This window comes from Priestia sp. JNUCC 25 (assembly GCF_053667915.1).
On record NZ_CM132211.1, the window covers coordinates 2,626,693 to 2,639,205 of the forward strand.

Annotated in this window: 12 protein-coding genes; 1 reads left to right on the plus strand and 11 read right to left on the minus strand. The window is 39.3% G+C overall.

Annotated features, from left to right (window positions below; translation table 11 throughout):
- Positions 1 to 395: 395 nt before the first annotated feature.
- From JNUCC25_RS13380 to JNUCC25_RS13390, 3 genes are all read right to left on the minus strand, one after another.
- On the minus strand, positions 396 to 800 hold the full coding sequence (locus JNUCC25_RS13380; RefSeq protein WP_029322158.1) for a YkvA family protein: 405 nt from the start codon (positions 798 to 800) through the stop codon (positions 396 to 398).
- Between the two features lie 99 nt (positions 801 to 899).
- On the minus strand, positions 900 to 1,181 hold the full coding sequence (locus JNUCC25_RS13385; protein ID WP_013057341.1) for a hypothetical protein: 282 nt from the start codon (positions 1,179 to 1,181) through the stop codon (positions 900 to 902).
- Between the two features lie 88 nt (positions 1,182 to 1,269).
- Positions 1,270 to 1,905: a DUF1796 family putative cysteine peptidase gene (locus tag JNUCC25_RS13390; protein ID WP_035439002.1), complete on the minus strand. Its 636-nt coding sequence runs from the start codon at positions 1,903 to 1,905 to the stop codon at positions 1,270 to 1,272.
- 234 nt (positions 1,906 to 2,139) lie between these two features.
- On the opposite strand from JNUCC25_RS13390, the gene JNUCC25_RS13395 reads away from it, so the two are divergent.
- Positions 2,140 to 3,144, plus strand: coding sequence for an LLM class flavin-dependent oxidoreductase (locus tag JNUCC25_RS13395; protein ID WP_029322162.1), 1,005 nt, complete (start codon positions 2,140 to 2,142; stop codon positions 3,142 to 3,144).
- A 27-nt stretch (positions 3,145 to 3,171) separates the two neighbouring features.
- Here the strand turns inward: JNUCC25_RS13395 and JNUCC25_RS13400 are convergent, their stop codons facing one another.
- The 8 genes from JNUCC25_RS13400 to JNUCC25_RS13435 form a co-directional block, all read right to left on the minus strand.
- Positions 3,172 to 4,491 carry a (Fe-S)-binding protein gene (locus tag JNUCC25_RS13400; RefSeq protein ID WP_029322164.1) on the minus strand — a complete coding sequence of 440 codons (1,320 nt, stop codon included), beginning with the start codon at positions 4,489 to 4,491 and terminating at the stop codon, positions 3,172 to 3,174.
- Entirely contained in the window at positions 4,488 to 5,900 is a 1,413-nt protein-coding gene (gene glcD, locus JNUCC25_RS13405; RefSeq protein ID WP_029322166.1) for a glycolate oxidase subunit GlcD, read from the minus strand. Before glcD ends, JNUCC25_RS13400 begins: the two co-directional genes overlap by 4 nt.
- Positions 5,901 to 6,031: 131 nt before the next feature.
- Positions 6,032 to 7,144, minus strand: a complete 1,113-nt coding sequence (locus JNUCC25_RS13410) for a CdaR family transcriptional regulator (protein ID WP_078081887.1) — start codon at positions 7,142 to 7,144, stop codon at positions 6,032 to 6,034.
- A 70-nt stretch (positions 7,145 to 7,214) separates the two neighbouring features.
- The gene (locus tag JNUCC25_RS13415; RefSeq protein WP_013057347.1) at positions 7,215 to 7,787 is read right to left on the minus strand and encodes a DJ-1/PfpI family protein; all 573 of its coding nucleotides are present in this window, start codon (positions 7,785 to 7,787) and stop codon (positions 7,215 to 7,217) included.
- Between the two features lie 119 nt (positions 7,788 to 7,906).
- Positions 7,907 to 8,233: an IDEAL domain-containing protein gene (locus tag JNUCC25_RS13420; RefSeq protein WP_013057348.1), complete on the minus strand. Its 327-nt coding sequence runs from the start codon at positions 8,231 to 8,233 to the stop codon at positions 7,907 to 7,909.
- 216 nt (positions 8,234 to 8,449) lie between these two features.
- Positions 8,450 to 9,883: a GntP family permease gene (locus JNUCC25_RS13425; RefSeq protein ID WP_078081888.1), complete on the minus strand. Its 1,434-nt coding sequence runs from the start codon at positions 9,881 to 9,883 to the stop codon at positions 8,450 to 8,452.
- A gap of 45 nt (positions 9,884 to 9,928) precedes the next feature.
- Positions 9,929 to 11,119: an iron-containing alcohol dehydrogenase gene (locus JNUCC25_RS13430; RefSeq protein ID WP_078081889.1), complete on the minus strand. Its 1,191-nt coding sequence runs from the start codon at positions 11,117 to 11,119 to the stop codon at positions 9,929 to 9,931.
- A gap of 245 nt (positions 11,120 to 11,364) precedes the next feature.
- A complete protein-coding gene (locus tag JNUCC25_RS13435) occupies positions 11,365 to 12,513 on the minus strand; it encodes an ABC transporter permease (protein WP_029322174.1) in 1,149 nt (382 codons plus the stop codon).

Genomic DNA, 12,513 nt, shown 5'->3' on the forward strand with positions numbered 1-12,513 from the left:
TACTTAGGCTGAAAAAAAACACCTTCAAATGAAAGATGCTTAATCTTGTGACGAAAGAAAGCTACTTCTGATTGATGAGGAAGAATCTCTAAGAGTTTGAAACTCTCAGTTAAAAAGTTCCATAATTTCACAAAGTTTTTACAAACCATCTTACTTATTTGTATATTGCTTTCTGTGACGAATTTATGAACATGTTTTAACTTAACATTTGTAGGGCAATTATTCAATTACATTGATTAAAATTTTAATGAAAAAAATATTTTAATCCTGCTTTTTTTACATAAAATGGATTAATATAGTCATAAAGAACTACATATTAACGGTTGAAAAGAAGATGATTCATCTATCACCTTCTTTTGCTCACTTTATTTAATAATTACATTTCGATCATAACGTTACTTTATTTTAGCATCAATAATGGAAAAATTGTGGTCTTCTGAAAACCACGTTTTAATTTTTTCTTTTGCTTTCAGTTTAACACCTTCATCAATGTACATGGCAACTTGAATCAATGCAAGCCCTAGAGCTCCTAAATCATCTGTAAATCCAACTCCTGCTGCGAAGTCTGGAATTAAATCTAGAGGAAGAATAAAGTAACCTAATGCTCCTATAATAACTGCTTTTGCTTTTGGCGGAATATCAGGCTTTTGCAGCGTGTAGTATAAAAGCAATACGGCATAAACAACGTTTGCTCCCGCTTTTTTACCAAACTTTTTAAGCTTGTCCCAAAATTTTTCTTCCGAGTAATATTTGGCTGCTTCCTCTGTACGAACGGGTACAATTTCTTGTTTCTCTTCCATATCGATCACCCTTTCATCACCATATGTACTTATTATAAACGATTATCTCTACCGAATTCCATTGAGAGCTTAAACTCCATAAACCTGCACAAAGCAGGCTTATGAACTTTTTAATGAGTAATGCTTCATAACGATGGTAACTAAGTCATTCAGCGCTGTTTCACTTTTAGAATGATTTTCAAACTGCTGAATGAGATCCATATGTTCAAGCAGCACTTCGTAATTACCCGTCATCTTTCTCAGAACTTCATATGCGGAACTATTCAAATCCACTTGTATTTTCAAATCCTCCAGCTGTACTAGATACTCATTCCAGCGCTGGTCTTGTTCTAGCAACAGCCATACAATTTCTTTTATCGCCTTCCGCACATTGGACTCCATCTTTTCATCTCCTTTGATACACAGATATAACAAAGTCTATGAAAAAAACGAGCTTTTTCATTCCCGTATTAAACAAAAAGAGTTCCTTTTATTTTATAACAAGCCCGCTTAAGAGCTCTTCCCATACTTTATCATCGCGCAGCACGTCCATTGAAAAAATAGGTGCATGTAAGACACATGTATAAGGCAAGTCCCAGTTAGCTGCGGATAAAAGTTCTTTTTCACTGTTTGTCAGCAGCAGTATATAGAAATCGTTCTTGACCATTCCCTTTAAAATATGCTCTAATTCTTTCGCTTCTTCATACGTTCCACCCATACGAATAAACAATATACAAGAACTGGTCTCCATCGACGTTAAAAATCGCTCCGTTCTCCGTTCATATTTTTCTTTGACTTCATTATATGAAAGCCAGTTATTCTCTGTATTAATAGACGACGGAAAATCATGAGCAGAATCAATTTGATACACCTTATCACGCAGTCTAAGCGTGGAACCATCTCCGAAAGAACTAATATAGGTTAAGTGTTCATATACAAATAAGTCTTTACAACGATTTTTCAACAGCTGATTGACATGAGAAAGAGAAATGCTAATACACCAATCAATCACGCCCGCTTGTTTTCGCAAAAAATATTTTTTCATGTATATCCCTGAAAAACAGTTATAGCCTAAACTGTATATCATATCGTACTGCTTGCTTTTTAGTTCATTTAAAGTAACCATGTTCATCCTCCCTTCTACTATAAAATATGACAGCTTTTTATAGAAAGAGGCGGCTTCTGCCTTATGCCGTACAGGCTTTTTGCTTCTTAAAAACTTGTGTAAATAAAGAACAATAACTTAAAGAAAAATAACCGAAGCAAAATATTTTGGAACTCGAAAGATTATTGTTAAAATACTTGTATTCCATTGAAATAACAAGGCCTATGAAGTCTTTAAAGAAAGAAGATGAAATTGATGAGTAAAGCATTAAAAGATATTCCGATTTCCGTATTAGATCTTTCTCCTGTAGTTGAAGGAGGAACTGTATCTGACTCACTTAGAAATACATTAGATTTAGCTCAGCACGCTGAAAAATGGGGGTATAACCGCTATTGGCTAGCTGAGCATCATAATATGACAGGTATCGCAAGTTCCGCTACATCTGTTGTGATTGGTCATGTAGCTGCAGGCACGTCACATATTCGCGTAGGGTCTGGAGGTATTATGCTTCCTAACCATTCTCCGCTTGTTATTGCTGAGCATTTTGGCACGCTTGAATCACTATTTCCAGGACGTATTGATTTAGGCTTAGGAAGAGCGCCAGGGACAGATCAGCTGACAGCACAAGCACTGCGACGCGACCGCAGAAGCGACGGCAGTGACTTCCCAGAACAGCTAGCTGAACTGCAAGAGTACTTTAAACCTGCTTCAGAAAGTCAGATGCGCGTCAAAGCTGTTCCGGGTCAAGGTTTAAATATTCCGATTTGGCTGCTTGGCTCAAGCGGTTTTAGCGCACAGCTTTCTGCACAGCTAGGCTTGCCATTTTCATTTGCAAGTCACTTCTCACCTAATAATACAATGACAGCTCTTAACATGTATCGCCGTTATTTTAAGCCGTCCGACGTTTTAGAGAAACCATATGCAATGTTAGGTGTAAACGTAATCGCTGCTGATACAGATAGAGAAGCTGAACGTTTGGCTACTTCTATGCAGCAGCAGTTTCTAAATTTAATTCGAAACACACCGGGTAAACTAAAAGCTCCTGTGGATAATATGGATGAACTATGGACTGACTTTGAAAAAGCTTCTCTTCAACAGCAGCTGGGCTCTTCTATTGTCGGAAGCCCTGAGACGATTAAAGTCAAGCTTGAACAGTTTATTGAAGAAACAGAAGCAGATGAACTGATGATTAACGCTCAAATTTACGATCACAAAGCTCGCCTTCGTTCGTACGAAATTGTTTCTCAGCTGTTCAAATAATAAAAAGGCCGGACGTGTCCGGCCTTTTTATTTGCTTTCTACTGCTTCAAGAAGTAAATCTGCAAGATGAACGGCCCTTACACTTTCTTCTACTCCTTCTCTGACTACCCCTAGCTTCATTTGAATGAGACAGCCCGGGTTCGCTGTTACAATCGTATGTGCATGCGTTTCTTTCACTTTTTCCATTTTGTAATCTAAAATTTGCATAGACATCTCTTGTTCCGTTAAGTTATAAATACCGGCTGAGCCGCAGCAATGATCCGCATTTTCCATTTCATTAAACACCGTTCCGTTAATCGCTTGGATCAGTTTTCTCGGTGCACTGGATGTTTTCATCACGTTTCTTAAATGACACGAGTCTTGATACGTAATAATTTGACTTGGCAGCGATAACTTTTGTTTTTCCACAAACTGCTGCTGCAATAAAATCTCTGAAAAATCTTTAACTTTGGCAGAAAAAGCCGCTGCTCTTTCTTTCCATTCCGGTTCCTCTTTTAATAAATGATCGTATTCTACCAACAGCGCACCGCAGCCTCCTGCATTAAGAACAATATCATCCGCTTGAATGGATTCAAACGCCATAATATTTTGCTTCGCTAACTTCTTTGCCTGATCTTTTTCTCCTCCGTGCGCATGCAGCGCGCCGCAGCATGTCTGCACCTCTGGTATGACGACCTTACACCCCGCTTTTTGTAAAAGTACAATCGTGGCGTTGTTTGTTTCCATAAACATCGTATCCATTAAACACCCTGTAAAAAAAGCAACCGTACGCTCTCTTGTTCCTTCTGCTTCAAATAAAAAAGGCCGTTTCTTCATTTCTTTTTTTGTTGGCACAGGCGGAAGCGTTTTTTCCATTTGCGCTAGATTACCAGGAAGGGCGTTTAGTATGTTTGTTTTTTGAACAGCTTTTTGCAAGCCGCTTCTTTGATAGAAAGCAAGCAGAGAATGTACATTTTTTAATCGTTCTTTATGCGGAAAAAGCTGTTCAAACACCATATGCCTGAGCGCTTTTACCGGCCATTTATGTCTTTTCTTCTGCTGAATAATATCACGCGCTTCTTCTAGTAAATGTCCGTACTTTACACCCGAAGGACAAACAGGCTCACACGCTCGGCAGCCAAGGCAAAGGTTCAATTGCTTTTCAACGGATTCATCAGGTTCAATGAGCCCATCTACCACTCCTTTCATCAAAGCAATTCTCCCGCGCGGTGACGCTGCTTCATATTGATTCGTTTGGCCATACGTCGGACAGCTTGGCAAACAAAAACCGCATCTCATACAATTCATTAACTCGTCATAATCTAACCGTTCTTTGAATGCTTGCTGAATGTCTTTTGTTGCCGTCATGAACGAACCACCACTCTTTTTCTCGTGTCTTTAGCAAAAATTTTCCCTGGATTCATAATTCCTTGCGGGTCCAAAGCATACTTAATTGCTTTCATCGCAGCTACTCCTTCTCCGCCCATCTTCAATGCCAAATACGGTGCTTTCATTTCTCCCACTCCGTGTTCACCTGTAATCGTTCCTCCAAGCTCAATGGCTTTATGAAAAATTGCTTCAAAAGCTTGTTCGACGCGGTGAAGCTCTTCTTTGTCACGCGCATCTGTTAAACAAGTCGGATGCAGATTTCCGTCTCCCGCATGACCAAACGTACAGATCTTAACGTTATATGTTACAGCAATTTCATTAATCGCTTTGACCATTTCACTAATTTTAGACCGTGGGACGGTTGCGTCTTCTAAAATCGTCGTTGGCTTCATCCGTGCTAAAGCAGAAAGGGCTGATCTTCTTGCTGTACTTAACGCTTCTGCTTCTGCTTGCGAAGCGGCTACTTTTACCGATACAGCGTTTCCTTCGGTGCAGATGCGTGAAATCATTTCAATATCGCGCTTCACTACTTCTGGCGGACCATCTTGTTCAATCAACAAGACAGCGTTTACATCTGTTGGAAGGCCAACTTGTGCAAAATCTTCTACTACTTCACACGTCGGCTGATCTAAAAATTCAAGCGTAGCTGGAATAATTTTATGTGCAATAATAGCTGAAACGGTCTTAGCAGCTGCATCCATGTCTTCAAACAGTGCAAGCAAGGTTTGTTTTGTTTCTGGTATTGGAATGAGCTTTAAAATCGCTTCTGTCACGACGCCAAGCGTTCCTTCAGAACCGACAAACAAGTTCGTTAAATCGTATCCAGCTACATCTTTAGCTAACTTGCCTCCCGTCTTAATGCAGTCGCCGTTTGCAAGAACTACTTCAAGACCAAGAACGTAATCTTTTGTCACGCCATATTTTAAGCCTCGTAATCCTCCTGAGCATTCATTGATGTTTCCTCCGATGGTTGATATTTTCATAGAGCTTGGATCAGGAGGATAAAATAAACCTTTTGCCTCTACAGCGTTAATTAAATCTAACGTAATAACACCCGGCTGAACGGTAACCGTTAAATTTTCTTCATCAACTTCTAAAATTTTATTCATTCGGTTAAAGGTAAGAACAATTCCTCCTTGCGTGGGACACGTTCCTGCGCTTAAATTTGTACCTGAACCTCTTGGAACAATGGGCACGTGATCTTCGTTGCATATCGTTAAAATTCTTTTCACTTGATCTTTGTTTTCAGGCATAATAACCGCATCAGGAAGCGACTGAAAGTTAGGTGTTGCGTCATAGGAATACACGAGTCTTGCTTCACTGCTATCTTGAAAATTGGCTGATCCTACAACTTCAATGAGCTTTGCTTTTGTTCGTTCATTAAGCATAACGTTCCTCCTTATATGTATCTCTTACTCTTATTATAGTTACAGAAGCAACGAGGGACTATAGATAAAGAACTAAAAAAAAGCGCTTTAAAAACTCTTTTTTTGTATGTTTATCTAACAAAGGACGCACTTCACTCTAGTAAAGATAGCGCAAGGTAAAAAAGCGTGATACCTTTTACGCTTTTTGGATCAATGTCTGTTAGTTCTTTCATTTGCTTCAAGCGGTAATGAAGCGTATTGATATGAATATGTAAATCAAACGCCGTTTTTTTTAACGATTGATCGTTGGCTAAATAGTATTTCAGCGTTTCGAGAAGCTCTTTTTCTTTTTGAATGGACGAAAGCACTCGACTCAAGAATTCCTTTTTTACAGGTTCAGAAACGTCTTCTAAAATCATGTCCATCAGCAGCTCCTCATAAAAAACAACGGTTTGACGTTTTGAAGCCACTTTAAGCGCTTTTTTCGCTTCTTCATATGAAGCATGCAAATCAAATTTCTCCGCTGGCTTTCCTACGCCAATAGTGATCATAACTTGGTTGTTTGCTTGAATGTACTGCTGACATTTTTTTAATTCTTCTTTAAATCCTTGCCTTGCCTTTTCACCTACCGCTTCTTTCAGTAAAAGCAAACGATCATATCCCCAGTTTGCGATATAATCTCTGTCAGCTTTATGACTTTCAAACCAGTAGCGAATTGTTTCTTGTACCTGCTGCTGCTTCTTTTTCGAAAGAGATGAGTCAATTTGAAACAGCGTGCAGCAATAAGAACTGTCTACTTGCACTCCTAAAATATGGCCTCGTTCAATAAATTCTGCATCTACCTGCTGGCTATAAATCCATTCACGAAAAAAAGCTTCCACTCCTTTATTTTCCCATTCCTTTGTTTCTATGTAATATGCCTCGCGAATAATTAACTCTGTTAATCTTCGAATAATGTCTGCAAAAGGCTCAACGGCTTCTGGAGTACCTGTAATGCCAATAACCCCAATAATCTCTCCTTGATAACTGATAGGCAAGTTAATGCCAGGCTTAACTCCTTTTAAATCCGCTGCTTCTTTTTTGGATATATATAGTTTTTGCTTTCTTTGCATCACGTTCCACGCGCCTTCGTGAAAAAAACCAACCCGTTTTTCTTCTGTTGACGCAATAATAATTCCGCGTGGATCTGTTACAATTACATGTTCTTTCATCACAAGCTGCACTTCTTTTATAATTTTCTTTGAAAGTTCAGACACAAGCTGCACGTTGTTTACACCTCACCTATCATCATTTAAAAGAGCTGAAAGAATTCTTTTCTCTCAGCCCGCTTTTTTATTATGCGTTCACTTTTTCAGCTTTTTTTAGCACGTTAAAAAATTCTTTCATAAATTTAGGTAAATCTGGCCAAGCTTGTCCGGTTACTAAGTTTCTGTCTACGTGAAGCGTCTGTTCAACAAATACTGCACCCGCCGCTTCTACTTCCGGACGGCAAGCAGGATACGCTGTCACTTCTCTGTCTTGCAGATACTCTCTAACCGTCGTTAACACGAGCTGACCATGACAAATAACGCCTAAAGGTTTGTTTTCTTTTAAAAAATGAGCGGCAATTTCCTGAACTTTTGTGTTCATTCGAATATATTCAGGCGCTCGTCCTCCAGGAATAATAAGTCCGTCAAAATCAGCGGGATCCACTTCATCTACAGAAGCGTGAGAATCAATTTTATATCCCGTTTTTTCTGTGAATGTTTCCATTTCTGGAAGAAAATCATGAACAACCGTTTGGAGCTTCTTTTTCACGGGAGAAGCAATGGTACACTGAATATCTTCTTCTAAACAGCGATAATACGGATAAAAAACTTCTAAAGCCTCCACGGCATCTCCTGTTAAAATCAAGACACGTTTACTCATCTTTTATCACCTTTTCTTTTAATGTCGTCATTTACTTCTTCTCGCAAGCTGCTTTCCATTCCTGCTTTTCCCCCTAGGAATAATAAAAAAAGCAGGGCCTTCATTCCTTATTAGGAATGTCAGCCTTGCTTTTTATCTTGTAATCTTTTTAATTCAGCTGTTAATTCAATAAACCAAGCTTCGTCTTTCGTTAGCAGCGCGAGATCAATTAATGAAAGAATTTGCTCTTCGTGCGCCGTTTTTTGAAGGGGCAGCTTTTCTATTTTTTCATCCATCATGCCAATGGTTGTGCCGACCATTTTTTCATCATCACTTTTCACAACGTTGATTAGTGCTGCTTTTTTAGATGGATTAATCGTTTTAATATATCCGTATATAAGTTCACCGTCGCGAGACTTCCCTTTGACCCAGTCGCCTACTTTTAAATTTCCTTCAAATAGCTTCACAGTCATTCTCCTTTCTTCATAAACATGCTAAGAATTAATGTAACGGCATATAGTACTGCAGAAAGTAGTGTAATCATAATACTTACAGTTTAGAAAGTCAAAGAATCTGTTTTATAGCCAAAAGCTTGATATACAACTAAATCACTGCAACAATAAAGAAATCCGAACGATTCATCGTTCGGATCTTTCTTCAACTAAACTCAGCCTCTTTATTTGTTATACGAGTCCAGTTAAGCTGTAGATTCCAATGATTAAGAAACATGCAAGCGTTTTTATAACAGTGATGGCAAAAATATCTCGGTAAGACTGCTTGTGGGTTAACCCGGTAATAGCGAGCAGTGTAATAACGGCTCCGTTATGAGGAAGCGTATCCATACCGCCTGATGCCATCGCTACAACTCTGTGCATAACTTCAGGAGGTATGTTGTACTGATTAATAGCTTCTACATACTTATCTCCCATCGCACTAAGCGCAATTCCCATACCTCCAGAAGCAGAGCCCGTAATACCGGCTAAAATGTTTGTCGTAACGGCTCCATTGACAAGCGGATTTGTAAATGTATGTGAAATACCGTCACGAACGGTTGCAAAGCCAGGAAGAGATGAAATAACGCCTCCAAAGCCATACTCAGCTCCCGTGTTCATCGCAGCGAGAAGCGCTCCGCCAATACTTGCGTTAAGACCCGCTTGGAAACCGGTAGTCACTCTCTTCCAGTCATACGCAATCGTTGTGATAATTCCAATAACAAGTGCCAATTCCACTGACCAAATACCAACAACTGCGGTTAAATCTACTTTTCCGAACGCTTCAAGGCCAATTTTGGCAAAATCAAAACCCTCTGGGTACCATTTTGGAATAGAAACAGTAAAAAATTTGTTTGCGACCCCTACAAGCACAAGCGGCACAAATGCTAAAATCTGTCTTGCTACGCTAGGTTCATAGTTAGGTGTCGTAGAAGGTACAGACTCTTTTTCTAGTTCTGCAGCAGCCGCTAGTTCATTATTAAATCCGTAGTAGCCTTCTCCAGCTTTTCTTGCTTTTTTGCTTCGGCTTTCTAAATACCAAAGACCTAAGCTAAAGACAATAACCGATCCGATAATCCCCAGTGTTGGAGCAGCATAGATGTCTGTCTTAAAAAAAGTCGTTGGAATAACGTTTTGAATTTGCGGTGTACCCGGAAGTGCATCCATGGTAAACGAAATAGCTCCTAATGCAATCGTTCCCGGTACTAATCGTTTTGGAATATTCGCTTCGCGGAACAAGTTAGCCGCAAACGGATAAACTGCAAACGCAACAACGAATAAACTTACGCCGCTGTAGGTTAAGATTGCCCCCATTAAAACAATAGCCAAGATGGCACGTTTAGCCCCTACTACTTTAACAATTGTTTTCGCAATCGATTCAGCGACTCCAGACATTTCAACCATCTTTCCGAAGACTGCTCCTAATAGAAAGACAGGGAAGTAGTTTTTAATAAACCCAACCATTTTCTCCATAAAAACGTTTGAGAAAAACGGGAGTGCATAGCTTGGTTCCGTTAAAATAACGGCTAGCAGCGCACAAAGTGGAGCAAACAAAATAACTGAAAATCCGCGGTAAGCAACCAGCATCAAAAGCCCCAGAGACAGCAAAATAATCAGCAAATCCATAACGTTTCCCCTTTCATCCCTTATTCAATTTGTTTTGAATTTATCTTATTTTTTATAAAGTGCAGACTCAAACTCATATTCATAGCACGTGTAATAAAGCTGAATAATTTCTTCTGCCGTCGGTACGATCGGATGATTAGCAGGACTTCCGCTTTGAATCGCATCCGCTGCCATTTTCTCAACCGCCGCGTAAAATAGCTGACGATCAATGCCCCACGATTGAAGATTAGGAATCTCTAAGTCGATACAAAGCTGCTTGATGGCTTCAATTAACACATCTGCTCCTTCTTTTTTTGTATATGATACGTTCGGAAAAAGAGCTTGTCCTATTTCACCTAAACGATCGATTGAAGCCTCTTTTGTATAGTCCAAAACCGCAGGCAGGAGCATCGCATTAGAAATACCGTGGGGCACATGGAATAACGCGCCAATAGGTCTTGACATACCGTGCACTAGAGCAACAGATGAATTTGAAAACGCCATTCCTGCCAGCATAGAAGCATAGGCCATTTCGTTTCTTGCTTGAACATTTTCTCCATTTCTGTACACAATACGGATATTTTTCATGATTAACTCAATTGCTTGAAGCGCAAGTGAATCTGTAAAAGGATGTGCTTTTTTAGACAAATACGCTTCCACTGCATGACTGAGTGCATCAATTCCTGTAGCTGCCGTTACGTGTTTCGGACATGATAGAGTTAATAACGGATCAACAATGGCTGTATCAGGCAATAATTGAGGCCTTGCGAGCATCATTTTTACATCGTACGCCGTATCTGTAATAACCGTCGCTTTAGTCACTTCTGAGCCTGTTCCAGCAGTCGTAGGCACGGCAACTAAAGGAAGAGGACTATCTTGAAAATCTTGTTGATTTTGAAAATACGTTCGTAGATGCCCCTCATTTGTCATCATAATGGCAACCGCTTTTCCAGTATCGATACAGCTGCCTCCCCCTAAGGCAATAACCACATCGCACTGCTCCGTTTTACATATGGCGAGCGCTTCATCTAGATGAATATCTGTCGGCTCTGAATTTACGCCTGTATACACGGCACAGTCCATGCCAGCCTCGGCTAAGTAACGACGGCAAGTTTCTACATTCCCTGCTTTCGCCATAACGTCATCACTTATAAGCAATGCCTTTGTCCCAAGCAGTGCAGCCTTTTCTCCAATTTTAGAAAATGATCCTTCTCCATATAAAACCGTGCGTGGTACAAGTAGTTCATAAATTCCCACTGTTTTTCCCCCTTTGTTATCTCGCTGACAATCTCTCCTTCCGTATTTTCATGCTGACTTATGTAAGCGATTTCATTTATTTGTGCAAAAAACCAACATGAACTTCGTTTTTCTCCCCTATTTATTCTCTTTTTGTATACCCCTTTCCTCTTTCATTCTAAAATTTCATCTTATATTTTTCAATCTTTTTTTGTAACTTTTTAAAAATTACAAAAAAAGCCAGAGGTATTCTCTGACTTTACCATTTAAATAAACTTTTGAACAGTATTATTTCGATTTAATTTATAAATAGACAGCAGGAAAAAAACGAGTGCAAAAGCTAGTAAAATGCTGATATTTAACCATAGGCTGCTTAAATCAGCTCCTTGTTGAACACTTTTCAACGTACTTAATACCCACGTTTGAGGAAGAAAGTCGGCTATTTTCTGCATCACATCCGGCATAAATTCAGGCGGAAAAAAGCACCCTGACAGTAAACAAGTTGGCGTGATGATAAGCGTCTGAAGACCATTCGTTGCTTTTGAACTTTCTGTAAAAGCGATAATTACAAGAGACAAGCCGATGGCTACTAGACCAAACAAAACTAAAATAAAAAATAGCTGCCATACGGGAATGTTCATATCTACGTGAAAAAGAGTCGTAATACAAACAAGTGTAATCATTACTTGCAGAGTTAATAAAATCATATTTGTAATAACATTGGATATCACGTATTGCCTTGCACTAACTGGCGAAGCTAACAGTCTAAAATACGTTCGCTGCTCTTTTTCTTTTGTGATAAGAGCTGATAAATTCACCGCAGAAAAAAGCATAAACATAATTAAATACCCAATTGTCTGCTTGACAATGTTTTGATCGGTTCCTTTGTCTTCAAGGGCATGCGTTGAGACGTGGAATGGCGCTTTTTGATAATTCTCATACATTTGTTTAAACGCAGCATCGTCGCCTTCAGCAGCTTGATTCAGCGCAGAAACATTATCAATATATTGATATAAATAAGACTTAATAAAGCTCGTTACTTCTGCTCCTTTTATTGAAGTGATTGTAATATGATCTGGTTTGTTCGCTTTGACGCTGTCAGAAAACCCTTTTTCAAAGGTAATAACCGCATCAACTTTCTTTGACGTAATCTCATGATCCACTTCTTTGTCCGTGAGCATTTTAACATTTGTTTTGTGCAGCCCTTTTAAAAACTGAACGGTATCTTTTGTAATATCCGTTGAGTCGTGATTGACAACTCCGATATTCACCGAAGTCCCTCCTGCATTTCCATAAATAAGAACGGACATTAAAACCCCTGCAATAGGCAAACCAATAACAAGCACAAGCGTCCTTTTGTTTCTAAGCAGCATATTTCTTAGCATATTTGTTACAAGCCACATGATATTTTTCAT